This is a genomic window from Streptomyces sp. 3211.6, assembly GCF_003634815.1.
Taxonomy (GTDB): Bacteria; Actinomycetota; Actinomycetes; order Streptomycetales; family Streptomycetaceae; genus Streptomyces; species Streptomyces katrae_A.
Genome location: NZ_RBXC01000001.1, coordinates 552847 through 568458 on the forward strand (window position 1 = coordinate 552847; position 15612 = coordinate 568458).

The 15612-nt window shown below is 75.7% G+C and carries 15 protein-coding genes; 6 read left to right on the plus strand and 9 right to left on the minus strand.

The window, feature by feature from the left end:
• Positions 1 to 92: 92 nt before the first annotated feature.
• Positions 93 to 1607: a VWA domain-containing protein gene (locus tag BX286_RS02820; protein ID WP_121014451.1), complete on the minus strand. Its 1515-nt coding sequence runs from the start codon at positions 1605 to 1607 to the stop codon at positions 93 to 95.
• 131 nt (positions 1608 to 1738) lie between these two features.
• On the minus strand, positions 1739 to 2401 hold the full coding sequence (locus tag BX286_RS02825; RefSeq protein WP_121014452.1) for an NADPH-dependent F420 reductase: 663 nt from the start codon (positions 2399 to 2401) through the stop codon (positions 1739 to 1741).
• A gap of 223 nt (positions 2402 to 2624) precedes the next feature.
• Between BX286_RS02825 and BX286_RS02830 the strand changes: the two genes are divergently transcribed.
• Positions 2625 to 3083 (plus strand): hypothetical protein, encoded by a 459-nt coding sequence (locus BX286_RS02830; RefSeq protein WP_100862204.1) that lies wholly within the window; start codon positions 2625 to 2627, stop codon positions 3081 to 3083.
• A gap of 59 nt (positions 3084 to 3142) precedes the next feature.
• Here BX286_RS02830 and BX286_RS02835 read toward each other — a convergent pair whose 3' ends face one another.
• The 4 genes from BX286_RS02835 to BX286_RS02850 all read right to left on the minus strand — a co-directional run bounded on the left by BX286_RS02835 (position 3143) and on the right by BX286_RS02850 (position 9148).
• On the minus strand, positions 3143 to 4504 hold the full coding sequence (locus BX286_RS02835) for an FAD-dependent oxidoreductase (RefSeq protein ID WP_079431073.1): 1362 nt from the start codon (positions 4502 to 4504) through the stop codon (positions 3143 to 3145).
• Positions 4505 to 4673: 169 nt separating this feature from the next.
• Positions 4674 to 5210 carry a GNAT family N-acetyltransferase gene (locus BX286_RS02840; protein ID WP_079431072.1) on the minus strand — a complete coding sequence of 179 codons (537 nt, stop codon included), beginning with the start codon at positions 5208 to 5210 and terminating at the stop codon, positions 4674 to 4676.
• 61 nt (positions 5211 to 5271) lie between these two features.
• Positions 5272 to 6237, minus strand: coding sequence for an isopenicillin N synthase family oxygenase (locus BX286_RS02845; protein WP_121014453.1), 966 nt, complete (start codon positions 6235 to 6237; stop codon positions 5272 to 5274).
• Between the two features lie 43 nt (positions 6238 to 6280).
• Positions 6281 to 9148, minus strand: coding sequence for a hypothetical protein (locus BX286_RS02850; RefSeq protein WP_121014454.1), 2868 nt, complete (start codon positions 9146 to 9148; stop codon positions 6281 to 6283).
• 168 nt (positions 9149 to 9316) lie between these two features.
• On the opposite strand from BX286_RS02850, the gene BX286_RS02855 reads away from it, so the two are divergent.
• Positions 9317 to 10267: a hypothetical protein gene (locus BX286_RS02855; protein WP_148710246.1), complete on the plus strand. Its 951-nt coding sequence runs from the start codon at positions 9317 to 9319 to the stop codon at positions 10265 to 10267.
• Positions 10260 to 10673 (plus strand): peptidase inhibitor family I36 protein, encoded by a 414-nt coding sequence (locus BX286_RS02860; RefSeq protein WP_123995196.1) that lies wholly within the window; start codon positions 10260 to 10262, stop codon positions 10671 to 10673. The genes BX286_RS02855 and BX286_RS02860 overlap by 8 nt, the downstream gene beginning before the upstream one ends.
• Positions 10674 to 10766: 93 nt before the next feature.
• Here the strand turns inward: BX286_RS02860 and BX286_RS02865 are convergent, their stop codons facing one another.
• Positions 10767 to 11255, minus strand: a complete 489-nt coding sequence (locus BX286_RS02865; RefSeq protein ID WP_079431067.1) for a hypothetical protein — start codon at positions 11253 to 11255, stop codon at positions 10767 to 10769.
• A gap of 271 nt (positions 11256 to 11526) precedes the next feature.
• Here BX286_RS02865 and BX286_RS02870 point away from each other — a divergent pair, with 271 nt between their 5' ends.
• The gene (locus BX286_RS02870; RefSeq protein ID WP_121014455.1) at positions 11527 to 12087 is read left to right on the plus strand and encodes an HPP family protein; all 561 of its coding nucleotides are present in this window, start codon (positions 11527 to 11529) and stop codon (positions 12085 to 12087) included.
• Between the two features lie 107 nt (positions 12088 to 12194).
• Positions 12195 to 12953, plus strand: coding sequence for a VOC family protein (locus BX286_RS02875; RefSeq protein ID WP_079432122.1), 759 nt, complete (start codon positions 12195 to 12197; stop codon positions 12951 to 12953).
• Between the two features lie 44 nt (positions 12954 to 12997).
• Here BX286_RS02875 and BX286_RS02880 read toward each other — a convergent pair whose 3' ends face one another.
• On the minus strand, positions 12998 to 13420 hold the full coding sequence (locus tag BX286_RS02880) for a secondary thiamine-phosphate synthase enzyme YjbQ (protein WP_079432121.1): 423 nt from the start codon (positions 13418 to 13420) through the stop codon (positions 12998 to 13000).
• A 93-nt stretch (positions 13421 to 13513) separates the two neighbouring features.
• On the opposite strand from BX286_RS02880, the gene BX286_RS02885 reads away from it, so the two are divergent.
• Positions 13514 to 14551 (plus strand): PHP domain-containing protein, encoded by a 1038-nt coding sequence (locus tag BX286_RS02885; RefSeq protein WP_079431065.1) that lies wholly within the window; start codon positions 13514 to 13516, stop codon positions 14549 to 14551.
• Between the two features lie 156 nt (positions 14552 to 14707).
• Here BX286_RS02885 and BX286_RS02890 read toward each other — a convergent pair whose 3' ends face one another.
• Positions 14708 to 15562, minus strand: coding sequence for a UbiA family prenyltransferase (locus BX286_RS02890; protein ID WP_261993322.1), 855 nt, complete (start codon positions 15560 to 15562; stop codon positions 14708 to 14710).
• Between the last annotated feature and the right edge of the window lie 50 nt (positions 15563 to 15612).

Genomic DNA, 15612 nt, shown 5'->3' on the forward strand with positions numbered 1-15612 from the left:
GCGAGCGAACGGGCGGACGCCTCATGATTGGTCTGGACCAGCCCTGGGTCAAGGGGTCCGTCCGATGCCCGCGCCAGCGGGGGCCGGGAGGCTCAGCGCAGGATGCCCGCCTGCCGGGCGGCGCGGATCCAGGAGGGGAACTCCGACAGGAGCCGGTCGTACAGCTCGGGGTCCGGGATCCGGTCGATGTCGTCCACGGCGAAGAAGCCGACGTTGTCGACCCGGCGGCCGGGCATGGTGCCGAAGCGTTCCAGCACACCGAAGCCGGCCCTGCCGAGGCCGACGAACTGCCAGAACACCGGCTCCTCCACGGCCTCCCGCAGCTCCCGCTCGATCTCGGCGTTGCGGTAGACCCCGCCGTCGGAGAAGAACAGGACGAGGGTGGGCGCGGGCACCGGGTGGGCCCGGACGAAGGCGCGTACCTCGGCGATGACCTTCTGTTCCTCGTTCTGGAATCCCACCTGCCGCATGTCCACCTGGCCGGGGAGCAGGCCCTTGGGCGGCTTGTTGCGGCCGAAGAGGCTCATCTGGCCGACGCGCACGTGCAGCCGCAGCCACTCCGGGAGGTCGCCGATGGCGAGGTCGGGCAGCCGGGCGGGGTTGGTGGCGAAGGTCCAGGCCTGCATCTCGCCGTCGTCGTCCAGCTGCGCGGCGACCGCGGCCATCCGCTCCACCACGCCCGCCACGGTGCCGCGGGCGTAGAGGGTGCTCATCGAACCGGAGGCGTCGAGCACGAGGACGACACGGGCGGTGACGTCGGTGGCGCCGGCCTTGCGGAGGCTGACGGCCACCTGCTCCTTGCGCAGCGAGAGGCGCTCGCGCATCTCCGGCGGGAGCCACTCCTCGCCCTTGACCAGGCGTACGACGGCCTCGGCGGGCGCCGGGCCGGTACCGGGGAGCGTGGCCGGGGCTGGGGCCGGAGCTCGCGTGGCCGCCGGAGCCATGGGCCGTACCGGCTCGGGGGCCGCGACCGGGGCCGGGGAGGGGTTCGGCGCGGACGCGGGCCAGGACGTGGGCGCGGCCGGGGGCCGGGCCGGGGCGGGAGCCGGCGCGGAAGACCGCCCGGGCACCCGGGCCTGAGGGGGTGTCGGGGCCGGCGGGGCGTCGTCCACGGTGATGCCGTAGTCCGTCGCCAGTCCCGCGAGGCCGCTCGCGTACCCCTGGCCGACGGCCCGGAACTTCCAGGCGCCGGCCCGCCGGTAGAGCTCCCCGCCCACCAGGGCGGTCTCCGGCCCGGCCTCCATCGGGAAGTGGGCCACCTCGGCCCCCGACACCGCGTCGAGCAGCCGCAGCCGGAGCCCGGGGACCTGGCCGAAGGTGCCGCCGTCGGCGGAGGCGCACAGCAGTACGCGCTCGATGTCCGGCTCCAGGGCGGCCAGGTCGACCTCGAGCGCGTCGGCTCCCGGCCGCTTGCCCGCGTGGCGTACGGCGCCGGAGGCGTGCCCGGGTTGGTTGTAGAAGACGAAGTCACCGTCGGAGCGGACCCGTCCGCGGCCGGTCAGCAGCAGCGCGGACGCGTCCACGTCGGGCACGCCCGGCCCCGCGGACCAGCCGAGCACGGCTCTGACGGAGGCTGCCGCGACCGGCAGGTTGGCGCCTTTGCTCATGGTCGTCACATCGCACAGTCTGCCCGGTGGATCCTTCCCCGGGCACCCGAACGCGGACGGGCGGCGGCCGGACCGCCGGTTCCGGAGTCCGGAGCCCGGGGGTCCGGGGTCCGGGCCGCCGCCCCGGGTGCTCAGCCGCTGAACTCCGCCGTGCGGACGGGCGAGGCCTCGGCCAGGGCGCGGGTGACCCCCTCGACGCCCGCGCGCAGCCCGTAGACGGGGGTGGCGGGCTGCTGGCGCCAGGAGTCGTCGATGCCGCCCGCGTCGACGGTGTCGAAACCGAGCTCGTCGATCAGCGCGCGGACGGCCTTCTTCGCCCCCTCGTCGTCACCGGCGACGGGCAGGGCCATGCGGTCCGGGTCGCCGGCGGGGCGGGGCCGCTCCAGGAGGTCGATCGCGTAGGTGCCGTTGAAGGCCTTGACGACCGGGTGGCCCAGCTGGCGTTCGATCCAGCGGCTCTCGGTCAGGCCCTCGTCCTCGACGGCGGCGATGCGGCCGTCGCGCTCGCGCGGGTAGTAGTTGTTGGTGTCGATGACGGTGAAGCCCTCCGCGGCCCCCTCGAAGATTCCGGCGGGCAGTCCGGGCACGTTCTTGAAGGGGACGGTGACCACGACGATCTCGGCGCCGCGGGCCGCCTCGGTCACGGTGACGGGGGTGGCCCCGGTCTCCTCGGCGAGGGCGGCCAGGGTCTCGGGGCCGCGGGAGTTGGCGACGCGGACCTCGTGACCGAGGGAGGTGAGCCGGCGGGTGAGGTTGCCGCCGATGTTGCCGGCGCCGATGATGCCGATCTTCATGAGCTCTCCAGTGCGTACGGAGTCGGATATCGCGTCCTTCGCAACCTCCGGCCCCTCCACCGCATTCCGCCGCCGCCCGGACCCGGGGGAACAGATCACCCGTACGGGCGAAATCCCGCCATCTCCGGGACAAGGAGAACCTGTTGCCGTCGTGTCCGCGTCTTCCGGGGCAGCCGGGGACCGTACCGGCAGCAGCACGCGATCAGGGGAAAGGTACCGACCGATGCTCCAGTTCCCGTCCAAGCGCGCCACGTCCGCAGCCCTCGCCGCCACCGCGGGTGCGGCCGCCCTCTCCTTCGCCCTCGTCTCCGGCACCTCGGCCACGGCCGCCGCGCCGCCGTCCGTCTCCGGCAGCCCGGAAGGCGCGTTCACCCGGATCGCCGACTTCTACGGCTCCTACATCGACGCGGTCTACGACGGCGACGGCCGGACCGCGGACCAGCTGCGCGCCTTCTACCTCTCCGAGCCCCTGCGGCGTGAGCTGACGCAGTGGGAGGCCGCCAACCACGCCGACGGGGTGCTGCGTGCGCAGAACGTGCCGCTGAAGTGGAAGGTGACCTCCGTCGACAGCGGGATGGGCAAGACCAACGCCGCCATCACCCTGACCTGGAGCGGCACCACCACCACGGTCCACGTCCAGGCCGACCTGGCGACCCGGAAGATCACCTCGATCCGGGACTGATCCCGCACGCGCCGGTGGGGCCCGCCCGGGGCGGGCCCCACCGGTCGCCGGGCGGCGTCTCAGGCGCCGCTCGCCCCGAGCATCTCCTCGCGCTCCACGATCTTCACGCGCTCGCGGCCCTGCGGCTCGCCCAGCGCCTTCTCGGCGGCGTCCAGCGCGTACCAGCCCTCCCAGGTGGTGTAGCGGACCTGCCGCTCGGCGAGGAAGGCCTCGACCGCCTCCGGCTCGGGGGCGGCGGGGGTGAGGAGCCGGCCCCGGGCGTGGTCCTCGAGGAGGTTGGCGACGGTCTCGTTGGCGTCGCCCTTGGTGTGGCCGATCAGGCCGATGGGGCCGCGCCGGATCCAGCCGGTGACGTAGGTCGAGGCCATGTGCTCGCCGCCCTCCATCACGCGGCCGCCCTCGTCCGGGACGGTGCCGGACTCGACGTCCCAGGGGAGCTTGGGCAGTTCGTCGGAGAGGTAGCCGACGGCCCGGTAGACGGACTGGACGTCCCACGTGGTGAACTCGCCGGTGCCCTTGACGTTGCCCGTGCCGTCGAGCTCGGTGCGCTCGGTGCGCAGGCCGACGACCTTGCCGTCCTCGCCGAGGATCTCGGCCGGGGACTCGAAGAAGTGCAGGAACAGCTTGTGCGGTCGGTCGCCGATGTCGCGGATCGCCCAGTTCTCCAGGGTCTTGGCGACCATGTCCGCCTGCTTGTTGGAGCGGCGGGTGGTGATCGAGCCCTCGTCGTAGTCGATGTCCTCGGGGTTGACGATGACCTCGATGTTGGGCGAGTGGTCGAGCTCGCGCAGCTCCATCGGGCTGAACTTCGCCTGCGCGGGGCCGCGGCGGCCGAAGACGTGGACCTCGAGCGCCTTGTTGGCCTTGAGGCCGTCGTAGACGTTCGGCGGGATCTCGGTGGGCAGCAGCTCGTCGGCGGTCTTGGCGAGGATGCGGGCGACGTCGAGGGCGACGTTGCCGACGCCGAGGACGGCGACCTTCTCGGCCTCCAGCGGCCAGGTGCGCGGCACGTCCGGGTGGCCGTCGTACCAGGAGACGAAGTCGGCGGCGCCGTAGGAGCCGTCGAGCTCGATGCCGGGGATGCCGAGGGCCCGGTCGGCGGTGGCGCCGGTGGAGAAGACCACGGCGTCGTAGAAGGAGCGCAGCTCGTCGAGGGAGATGTCGCCGGGGTAGTCGACGTTGCCGAAGAGGCGGACCTGCGGCTTGTCGAGGACCTGATGCAGGGCGGTGATGATGCCCTTGATGCGGGGGTGGTCGGGGGCGACCCCGTAGCGGATCAGGCCGAAGGGGGCGGGCATGCGCTCGAAGACGTCGATGGAGACACCGGGGTCGGCAGCCGCCTCGGACTTCAGCAGCGCGTCGGCCGCGTAGATACCGGCGGGGCCGGCGCCGACGATTGCTACCCGCAGAGGGCGAGGCATGACTGGGTTCCCTTCGACCGACAATCTGACTGATCAAGGAAACCCTAAACTAAGGCGACCCTAACCCCGTACCCGCCTCCCGTTTATGCCCCCATAAGGCGATCTTATGACAAGCCAAAGCCTGACTTCTGCCTGACCGTACGCTGACCCCGGACACGGGGCTCCGGGATCAGCCCGCGTATTCGGTCAGGTCGAGGCTGTGCAGGGTGACCGGCGCTCCGGTGGCGGGGTCGGCGGCTTCGCCGTCCTGGGCCATGCCGAGCTTGCGGATCACGTTGGCGGACTCGTCGTTGCCGGCCCGGTTGACGGCGACCACCCGGTCGAGGCCGCGGTCCTGGAGGGCGAACTCCAGGGTGGCCTGGGCCGCTTCGGAGGCGTAGCCCTGGCCCCAGAAGGGCCGGCCGATGCGCCAGACGATCTGCACCTGGTGTCGCGTCTGGGGCAGGTCGTCATCGGCGGCGGACAGGCCGACGGCCCCGATCAGCTCGCCGGAGGCCAGCAGCTCGACCGCGAAGACGCCGAAGCCCTCGTCGTCCCACTCCTCCTCCCAGAGCTCGATGGTCTCGGCGGTCCCGTCCAGGTCGAGGACGGAGCCGTCGCCGATCCAGCGCATCACCTCCGGATCCGAGGTGATCTCCGAAAGGGGGACGAGGTCGTCGTCGGTCCAGCGGCGCAGGAGCAGGCGGGGGGTGCGGATCTCGGTCATGCCCCCCATCCTGCCGAACCGGCCGCGACCAGGGGTAATCGGGGCCGGGCCGCGGCCGGGCTCAGCCGACGGTGATCTGGTCCAGCTTGGCGCGCAGGTAGGCGTGCGAGTCGACCGGCTCGTGCGCCACCCGGCCCACCGGGGCGGGCAGGGGTTCCACACGGGTGTGGGCGTCGCACTCGTAGAAGTAGACCAGCGAGACCAGCTCCTCCGCCGGGGCGTGCGCCGGCGGCGGCAGGACCCGGTGGCGGCCCGCCCGCCACCGGTCGCCGGTCCAGCGGGCCAGCAGGTCTCCGATGTTGACGGTGAGCGCCGCCGGATCGTACGGGGCGTCCTGCCAGCCGTCGGCATCGGTGTGGATCTGGAGCCCGCCCGCGCCCTCCTCGCGGTCCAGGACGGTGACCGTGCCGAAGTCCGTGTGCGGCCCGATCCGGAACTGTCCGGGCAGCGGCTGCCCGACGGTCTCCGCGCCGGGGTACCAGTTGAGGTTGAACCCCCAGGTGGGGTGGCCGGTGTGGCGGGTGAAGTGGTCCTCCGGCAGGGCCAGGGCCACCGCGAGCAGTTCCAGCAGCTCATCGGAGAGGGCCCGCATCGCCGCCAGGTAAGCGGTCACGGGCTCCCGCAGGCCCGGTACCTCGGCGGGCCAGACGTTCGGCCGGAACCATTCGGCGTCCACCGAGGGCACGCCGGTGGGCTCGTCGGCCGCGAAGGACCAGGACTCCTTCAGGTCGGGGGGCGAGGCCGTCCCCTCGGTGTAGCCGTTGGCCTCGGCGCCGGGGCCGAGCCAGCCCCGTCCGCCGACGCTGACCGCGTACGGCTGCTTCACCTCGGGCGGCAGCCGGAAGAAGGACCTCGCGGCCTCGCGGATCCGGGCGGGCAGGCAGGGGTCCACCCCGTGCCCGGTGACCAGCAGGAACCCCGCCGATCGCAGCGCCTCGTCCACCCGGCCCGCGATCCGGGCGCGTTCGGCGGGGCCGCCGGAGCGCCAGGGGCCGAGATCGATGACGGGGACCTGGGAGCTCGCCATGGAAGCCTGCCTTCCGCACGGGGACGTGACGAACAGTAGGGGTTCAGGGGCGTTCGAGGCCGCTGCACGGCGGCGAGTAGTCCAGATAGGGCATGTACGAGGCCCACTGCGCGCGCGTGATCCGCGGGCCGGTGTGCGCGCAGGCCCCGGCGAGGGCGCGGTCGAGGTCGGTCGCGGCCAGCCGGAGGGTGCTGTCGTAGCCGCCGGAGGCCAGGACCGTCCCGTCGGGGCTGAAGGCCACGGAGCCGACGGCGGTGACGTGGCCGGTCAGGGTGGCGAGCGGCGCGGGGCGGGCGCCGCGGGCCACGCTCCACAGCCGGACCGTCCGGTCGTCGCTCGCGCTGGCGAGGGTGCGGCCGTCGGGGCCGAAGGCCACCGCGCCGACGACGTCGGTGTGTCCGGTCAGGGTGGCGAGCGGGGCGGGCCGGCGCGGCTCGGTCAGGTCCCAGAGCCGGACCGGGGTCCGGCCGCCGGAGGCGGTGGCGAGGGTGCGGCCGTCGGGGGCGAAGGCCACGGAGAACACGGGGGTGTCGTGGCCGCCGACGACCGCCAGCGACTCGGGCCGGGTGCGGTCGCCCACGTCGGTCAGCCGGACGGTGGTGTCCTCGCCGCCGGTGGCGAGGATCCGGCCGTCCGGACTGAAGGCCACCGCGCGCACGGTGTCCCGGTGTCCGGGCACGGCGGCGGTCTCGGTGGGACCGGTGGGGTCGGTGACGTCCCACAGGCGGACGGAGCCGCCCGCTCCGGCGGTGGCCAGGGTGCGGCCGTCGGGGCTGAAGGCGAGGGCGCGCACGTCGCTCTCCCGCGCGGGGAGTGCGGCGGCGACGCTGGCGTGGGCGGGGTCGGTGACGTCCCAGAGCCGGACCGCGCCGTCGGCCGCGGCGGTGGCCAGGGTGTGGCCGTCCGGCCGGTAGGCGAGGGCGCGCAGGGGGGCGCCCTCGCCGCCGAGGGTGGCCACGGGGTCGGGCCGGCCGCCGCCCCGGGTCTGCCACAGCCGGGCGGTGCGGTCCCCGCTCGCGGTGGCGAGCTGGCGGCCGTCGGGACGGTAGGCGACGGCGACGACCTCCTTGGCGTGCGCGGGCAGCGAGGTCATCAGCGCGGACAGGAGGCCGTCGCGGGTCCGGGCGGTCGGCGAGAGCCGGTAGGCCGTCAGACCCAGCTGGACCGCGAGGCCCGGTTCGGCCGCGGCCACGCCGGCGGAGGTCTCGGCGAGGTTCTGGGCGACCGCGTCGTTGCGCTGCCGGGTGACCTCGTCCTCCGCGCGTACGGCGCTGCCGGTGGCGACGGCGGCCACCACGACGAGGCCGGCGAGCGCGCCGACCAGCAGCCGCAGCCGGCGGGTGCGGCGGCGGGCCGAGTCCCCGGCGGCGGCCTCGGCGGCGGTGCCCGCGGCCAGGAACTCCGCTTCCGCGGCGGTCAGGACGGGGCCCCCGGCGGCGGTGAGTTCGCGGGCCAGGGCGAGCGGGGCGCCGCGGAGCAGGGCTCCGGGGTCACGGCCCACGGCCTCCCAGGCGCGGGCGGCCTCGGCGAGCTGGCGGTGGCGGCGCAGCCGCTCGCGGTCGTCGGTGAGCCAGCCGCGCAGCCGGGGCCAGGCCCGGATGAGGGCCTCGTGGGTGAGCTCGACGGCTCCGTCGCCGAGGGTGAGCAGGCGCAGGGCGGCCGCCCGGGCGAGGACGGTACGGGTGTCGGCGTCCTGGCCGAGTTCGGACCGGTCGACGGGCCGTTTGGTGTCCTCGGTGCCCTCGCCGAGGGCGATGAGGTGGACGAAGATCCGCCGGGCCAGGCGCTGCTGGGGGGCGGAAAGGGAGTCGTACAGGGCTTCGGCGGACTGGGCGAGGGCCCCCTCGAAGCCGCCGGCGGCGTGGAACCCGTCCAGGGTGAGGGCCGCGCCCCGGCGCCGCCGCCAGGTCTCCAGCAGGGAGTGCGAGAGCAGCGGCAGGACGCCGACCTGGCCGTGCGCGTGGGCGACGAGGGTGGCCTGGAGGCCTCCTTCGACGGTGAGTCCGGCCCGGCGGGCGGGTTCCACGACGGCCCGGCGCAGTTCGGCGGCGCTCATCGGGCCGACGACGACCTGGGCCTCGCGGAGCACGTCGACGAGTTCGGGGTGGCGGGTGCAGTGGGCGTAGAAGTCGGCGCGCACGCCGAGGACCACCCGGCAGCCGGAGCCGGGGCGCCGGGCGGCCGCGACGAGTCCGGTGACGAACCGGGTGCGCTCGGCGGGGTCGGCGCAGACGGTGAAGACCTCCTCGAACTGGTCCACGACCAGCACCCGTTCGGCCGTACCGGGGCCGGTGGCGGGGTCCGTGCCGGGCTCGGGGGCGGCGGCGAGGGCCCGGCGGGCGCGGTCGAGGGGGTGCGGGCCGGGGGTGAGGACGGTGACCCCGCGGGCCGGGGTGTCGGCGTGCAGCCGGGGCAGCAGGCCCGCGTGCAGGAGCGAGGACTTGCCGGCCCCGGAGGCGCCGACGAGGGCGACCACCCGGTGCCGGGTCAGGGCGTCGAACAGGTCCTCCACGAGGCGTTCTCGGCCGAAGAAGAGGGCCGCGTCCTCGGTCCGGAAGGGCGCCAGGCCGACGTACGGGAGCCCCTGCGCGGCCGGCGCCCGCGGCTCGCCGGCCCCGGCGGGGCGCGGTCCGGCGCCGTCCGCGGCGAGTTCCACGGCGGCGGCGTGCCAGCGGGCTTCCCACTTCCCCACGTCCCCGCCGCAGGCGCGGACGTAGGCGAGGGTGACGTCCAGGCTGGGCAGCCGGCGTCCGGCGGCGGCGCCGGACAGGGTGGCGACGGAGTAGTGGGCGCGCTCGGCCATGTCGCGGTACGGCGGCGAGCCGGCCTCGTGGCGCAGCCGGCGCAGGGCGGTGGCGAACTCCAGCAGAGGCCCGTCCTCCCCTTCCAGCGGACGTTCCTTGCGTGCCATGCGCCACCCCTTCCCCCGGGCCCGCTTTCGACCTGCCGGGGTGGATTGTTCAGCAATTGTTTGTTCAGTTCCAGGGCGCCGACGGCGAACAACGCGGGACGGCTACACCTGGGTCGGACGGCGGACCGCACAGGGCGGCGCCCACACCCTCGGAGGGGGTCGGGACGGATGAGGCGAGGACGAACGGCCCCGGTGGCGGCGGCCCTGACGGCGGCGCTGGCCCTGGCCGGATGCGCGGCCTCAGGGGCTCCGGAGCCGGAGCGGGCCGCCGCGGCGGAGCGGGCGTCCGCGGCGGAGCCGACCGCCGGGCAGTCCCGCGTCCTGGCCCGCGCCGAGCAGATCCTGATCAGCCGCTGCATGTCCGCGCGGGGCTTCGCGTACGCCGTCACCGAGCCCGTCCGGGAGGAGGGGGCCGCACGCTCCTTCCCGTACGGGGTGGACGACGTGGACTGGGCCCGCGCCCACGGCTACGGCGGGCGGGCGGAGCGGGCCGCGGCCGAGGCCCGGGCGGCCGACCCCAACCAGCTCTACTTCCACCGGCTCCCGGCCCGCGAGCGCGCGGCGGCCCGGACCGCGCTGATGGGCGCCTCCCCCACGGGCCTGTCGGCCACCGCGCCCACCGGCATGACCCTGACGGCCAGTACCGACGGGTGCATCGCCCGGGCGCAGCGGGCCCTTTACGGGGATCTGGCCGTCTGGTTCCGCGTCAAGGTCGTCACGATGAACCTGCGGCCCGCCCGGGAGGAGCGGGTGCGCCACGACGTCCGGTACGCGGAGGCGGTCGGCCGGTGGGCGGCCTGCATGAAGGAGGCGGGCCGGCCGTACGCCTCGCCGGCCGATTCCCGGCAGGCGGCGGCCGCCCTCGCCGACGGCCTCCCGCCGGACCGGGCCGACGCCGCCGAGACCGCCCTGGCGGTCACCGAAGCGACCTGCGCGACCAGCACTCCGCTGGGCCGGGTCTCCCAAGCTCTGGACCGTGCCTACGGGGAGGAAGTCCGCTCGCGCCACCAGGACGACATCACCCTCGGCCACCGGCTCCAGAACGCCGCGCTCCCGACCGCGGAGCGCGTCGTGTCCCAGTTCGACCGAGCGACATCATCCGGAGGTTCCCGTGGATAAGTTCCGTACGACGATGCTGGCCTGCGCCCTCGCCCTGCCCCTGCTGGCCTTCCCCGGCGCGCTGGGCACCGCAGCCGCCGCCCCGGCCGACGCCTCCGGCGTGGCGGCCGACGGCAACTACTGGGTGTGGGCGGACACCAACCGGGGCGGTCCGGCCTGCGGCTGGAGCGGCAACGACGCCGACTGGCGCACCTGTGGCGCCGGGAACAACTTCGACATGAACGACCGGGCCTCGTCCTGGTGGAACAACGGCTACTCGGGCGCGCTGGGCGACGTCCGGGTCTACGAGGACATCAACTACGGCGGGGCCTCGACCTGTGCCCCGAACGGCTCGGCGGGCAACATCCCGTGGGAGTGGAACGACCGGATCTCCTCCCACAAGTGGGTGACCAACTGCGGCTTCTGACCCGCCGCGCCCCCACGGCCCGCCGCCCCCACCGGGCGGCGGGCCCCGGCGCGGGGCGGACCCTTCCGTGGCCCCCCGCGGCGCGGGCGGCCGCTATCCGGGCAGTTCCGTCCCGCAGCGGGAGCAGTAGGCGGCCGCGGGTTCGGTGGTGAGGCGGCCGCAGGCGGGGCAGACCCGGTTCAGGAGGCAGGCCGGTTCGCCGCCCTCGGCGGGGGCGGCGGGGGCGATGCCGAGGCCCGGGCGGCGGGTGTGCACCGTCAGGTACGCCAGGCCCTCGGGCCCCGCCGTCAGCGCGCGCCGGGTGCCGCGCGGCAGCCAGCACGCCGAGTGGGGCCGCAGCGCGTGCGGGCCGTCCGGCGTGTCGAGCCGGCCCCCGCCGGTCACGACCACGAGCAGGACGTCGAGAAGGGGCTCGGTGTGCTCCTCGATGGCCGCGCCGGGCCGCAGCCGGACCAGGTTGGAGTCCAGTGCGCGCCCGGCGCCGGTGAGCCGCCACAGCGCTCCGGTCGAGTCCTCACGGGCTTCGGCGATCACCGCGTCGAGGTCCGTCAGGACCCCGGCGGGACGGGGTGGGGTCATCATCCGTGCCGGTCCTTCCCTGCTTTCGGCCTGCCTTCGCAGTCATACACGATCACGTCGGCCGCCCCGCCGCGGTTCGCCGCGGGTCCTCCTCCCGGGGGACGGCGGCCGGCCCCGCTGCCGGGCCGTGCACACGTGGCCGATACAGTCATGTCCGGATCGCGTCGGCCGCACACGCGCCGGCCGCGCGGCCCCGCCCTCCGGTCGACCACCGCGACGGGTGCGGCCGCCCGCCCTCCGTGCCCCCGGCCCCGCACCGAAATCCTGCTCCCGCATGCCTACCGCGACCACCCGTACGACCACTACGACCACCACCCACGTATCGCCCGCCACGCACGTCACGCCCGTCACGGCGCCCGGAGCCCCGCCCCGGCCGAGTGCCGTCGCGGCCTTCCACAGCGTCAGCGCCGCCACGACCGTCCTGCTGGCCCTCGTGGCCATCGGCGCGGCGATCCACGAGCCGGTGCTCATACCCCCGCTCGCCGCCAGCGCCGCGCTCGTGCACAGCGCCCCCACCCTGCCGCTGGCCCAGCCGCGCGGGGTGGTGGTCGGCCATCTGATCGGCGCGGCCTGCGGCTACGCGGTGCTCGCCGCGGCCGGGAGCTCCGCCTGGGCGGCGGCCCTGGCGGCCGGGCTCACCCTGGCCCTGCTGACCCTGGCCCGCACCCCGCACTCCCCTGCCGTGGCCACGGCGGTGGTGACCGTGCTCCAGTCCCCGGCGCCCGCCCGGTTCGTGCCGCTGCTGTTCGGCTCGACGGTCCTCCTGGTCCTCACCGGTTACGCCGGCTCCCGCATCCGCCGCACCGCCCCGAGGTACCCCGCCTACTGGTGGTGATGACCTGCGGGCGCGCCTGCGCCGCACCGAGGGGGCCCGGGCGCTACTCCTTGTCCGTGGAGATTTCGACGAGGGACGTGTTCGGGGCCCCCTGCTGGGTGAGCCTGATGGCCCGCGACCTGGAGGCCTCCCAGCGCTTCTACGGTGCGGTCGTGGGCTGGACCTTCCGTCCGGCCCGCTTCGGTTCGGCCTTCTCGCTGGCCATTCAGGACGGCGTGCCGGTCGCGGGGATCGGGGCGCTGGCGAGCGATCTGGCCGTGGCGGTGGCCTGGACCCCGTACTTCGCCGTCGACGACGTCGACGTGGCGGCGGCCCGGATCCGCGAGCGCGTCGGCACGGTGGCGGTGGGGCCGGTCTCCTTCCCCGGCGGCGGCCGGGCGGCGCTGGTCGCCGACCCCGACGGGGCGGTGTTCGGGATCTGGCAGGGACCGGTCACCGCGGGCTGGCGCGTGGGCCTGGGCCCGGCGCCCGCCTGGCTGGAGCTGCGCACCCGCAACGCCTTCGACGCGGCCCTCTTCTACGGGGAGGTGCTGGAGTGGGCCACGGGCCGCACCGGCTGCTGCGAGGTCTCGTACGAGGAGGAGCAAGTCGTCCTCCGCCAGGGCGGGGAGCCGGTCGCCCGCCTGGACAGCGGCCCCGTGGAAGTGGGCGCGTACACCCCCCACACCCGTCCGCGCTGGCACGTCCACTTCCGCGTCCCGGAGCTGGAACCGGCGGTGGAGGCGGCCCTCGAACTCGGCGGCCGGACCGTCTCGGTGGTCACCTCGGACGGCAGGGAACGGTCGATCATGCTGCGCGACCCGGACGGCGCCCTGTTCACCCTCACCGAACGGGTCGCGGGGCCGGAGGCCGAGGGACCGGCCTGAGCCGGCCGCCGGGCCGCCCGGACGCGAGGTGCCGGGGAGCCGGATCAGCCCAGGAAGCTCAGCCGGACCCGGCGCTCGGGGTTGTCCCGGTTCGTGTCGACCAGGCAGACGGACTGCCAGGTCCCGAGCTGGAGCCGGCCGCCGACGACCGGCAGGGTCGCGTGCGGGGGGACGAACGCCGGCAGGACGTGGTCGCGGCCGTGCCCCGGGGAGCCGTGCCGGTGCTGCCAGCGGTCGTCGGCGGGGAGCAGGGTGCCGAGCGCCGCGAGCAGGTCGTCGTCGCTGCCGGCGCCCGTCTCGATCACGGCGATGCCCGCGGTCGCGTGCGGGACGAAGACGTTGAGCAGGCCGTCGCGGCCGGCCGCCTCCTCGGCGAGGAAGCGCTCGCAGTCGCGGGTCAGGTCGGTGACGGTCTCGGCGCGGCCGGTGGTCAGGTCGAGGACGCGGGTGGTGAATCGGTCGGACATGCCGCCCATGATCGCGCACCCGCCGCCGTTGCGCCGCCGCGCGCTCGCCGCCGCCCGGGGGCGTTGGGACACTGGCAGCGTGAGGAGGTGCCCATGGACCCCGTGGCGGCGCTGGACCGGATCGCCTTCCTGCTGGAACGGGCGCAGGCCCCCACCTACCGGGTCCGGGCCTTCCGTACGGCGGCGGCGGCGCTGACCCGCATGGGCGAGGCGGAGACGGCCGGGCGGGCGGACGCCGGGACGCTGGAGGCCGTCAGGGGCATCGGGCCGAAGACCGCCCAGGTGGTGCGCGAGGCACTGCTCGGGGAGGTCCCGGCTTACCTGCGGGTGCTGGAGGAGGAAGCCGCGGCGATGCCCGAGGGGCCGCCGCCCGACCCCGCCGCCGTCGCGCTGCGCGCGGCCCTGCGCGGGGACTGCCACCTGCATTCGGACTGGTCGGACGGCGGGAGCCCGATCGAGGCGATGGGCCGGGCGGCGGCCGGGCTCGGGCACGACTGGGCGGTGCTGACGGACCATTCGCCGAGCCTGACGGTCGCCCGGGGCCTGTCGCCGGAGCGGCTGCGCGAGCAGCTGGACGTGGTGGCGGAGCTGAACGGGCGGTGGGCGCCGTTCCGGCTGCTCACCGGGATCGAGTGCGACATCCTGCTCGACGGCTCGCTCGACCAGGAGCCGGAGCTGCTGGACCGGCTCGACGTGGTGGTGGGGTCCGTGCACTCCAAGCTGCGGATGGAGGCTCCGGCGATGACCCGGCGCCTGCTGGCGGCGGTGCGCAATCCGCTGATGGACGTCCTCGGGCACTGCACGGGCCGGCTGGTGACCGGCCGGACCCGGCCGGAGTCCACGTTCGACGCCGCGGCCGTGTTCGCGGCCTGCGCGGAGTCGGGTACGGCCGTGGAGGTCAACAGCCGTCCCGAACGGCTGGACCCGCCCCGCCGGCTGCTGCGGCTGGCGGTGGAGGCGGGTGTCTTCTTCGCGATCGACACCGACGCCCACGCCCCGGGCCAGCTCGACTGGCAGATCCTGGGCTGCGAACGGGCGGTGGAGTGCGGGGTCCCGCCGGAGCGGGTGGTCAACACCTGGCCGGCCGAGGACCTGCTGGCCTGGACCCGCACCCGGCGGGCGCCGGCTTAGGGCCTGTCGTCAAAGTCCCGTCGTCGCCCGCGGGGCAGACGGGACTTTGACGACAGGCCCTGGGCCGCGGCGGCCGGGGCGTCCCCTGTGCGGCCGGGGCCGCTCCCCGGCCCCGGGGACCGGCACGGGACGCCGCGGAGCGGTCCGGCGGGCCCGTCACCAGGCCGGTGCCTGGCCGGCGCTGCGGGCCAGGAGCAGCAGGACGTCGCCGCCCGCGACCGCCAGCACCCCGAGGAACGGGATCCGGCCCGGCGCCCGGGCCGTGGCCAGGAGCAGGGCGCCGGTCAGGGCGAGGAGGGTCCAGCCGTACGGGGTGACGTGCCCCGGCGGGCCCAGGACCAGCAGGGCCGCCGAGCCGAGGACCAGGAGCGCGGCCAGCGCGGCCGAGGCGCGGGCGCCGAGACGCTGCGGGAGCCCGCGTACGCCCGTGGCGAGGTCGTCGGCGATGTCGGGCACGACGTTGGCGAAGTGGGCGCCCGCGCCGAGCAGTGCGGCGGCGCCGGTCAGCCAGGGTGGCGGCCAGGGCGCGCCGGGCAGGCCGAGGGTCACGAAGGCGGGGAGCAGGCCGAAGGCGAGGGCGTACGGGAGCCAGGAGGCGGCCGTGCCCTTGAGCCGCAGGTTGTACGCCCAGGCCGCCGCGACCCCGGTGAGGTGCGCGGCCCCGGCCGCCGGGCCGGCGGCCAGGGACAGCGGTACGCACAGGGCCAGCGCGGCGAGGGCGGCGGCGGTCACGGCGGCGGCCGGGACCCCGCCCGTGGCCAGGGGTTTGTCACGGCGGCCGGCGGCCCGGTCGCGGCGCAGGTCGAGGCGGTCGTTGGACCAGCCCACCGAGAGCTGCCCGGCCGCGACGGCGCCCGCCGTCAGGGCGGAGCCGGCGGGCCCGCGCCCGGCGGCGGCCGCGAGGACGGCGGCGAAGACGGTGACGGCGGCGGCCGGAAGGGGGTGGCAGGCCCTCAGCAGGCCGCCCACCGGGACCGCCGGCAGGGGAAAGGCGGGAGAGCGGGCGGGCACGGCGCCACGCTACGCCGTGACGGCACATCGGGAGGCTCCCTTTCGCGCGC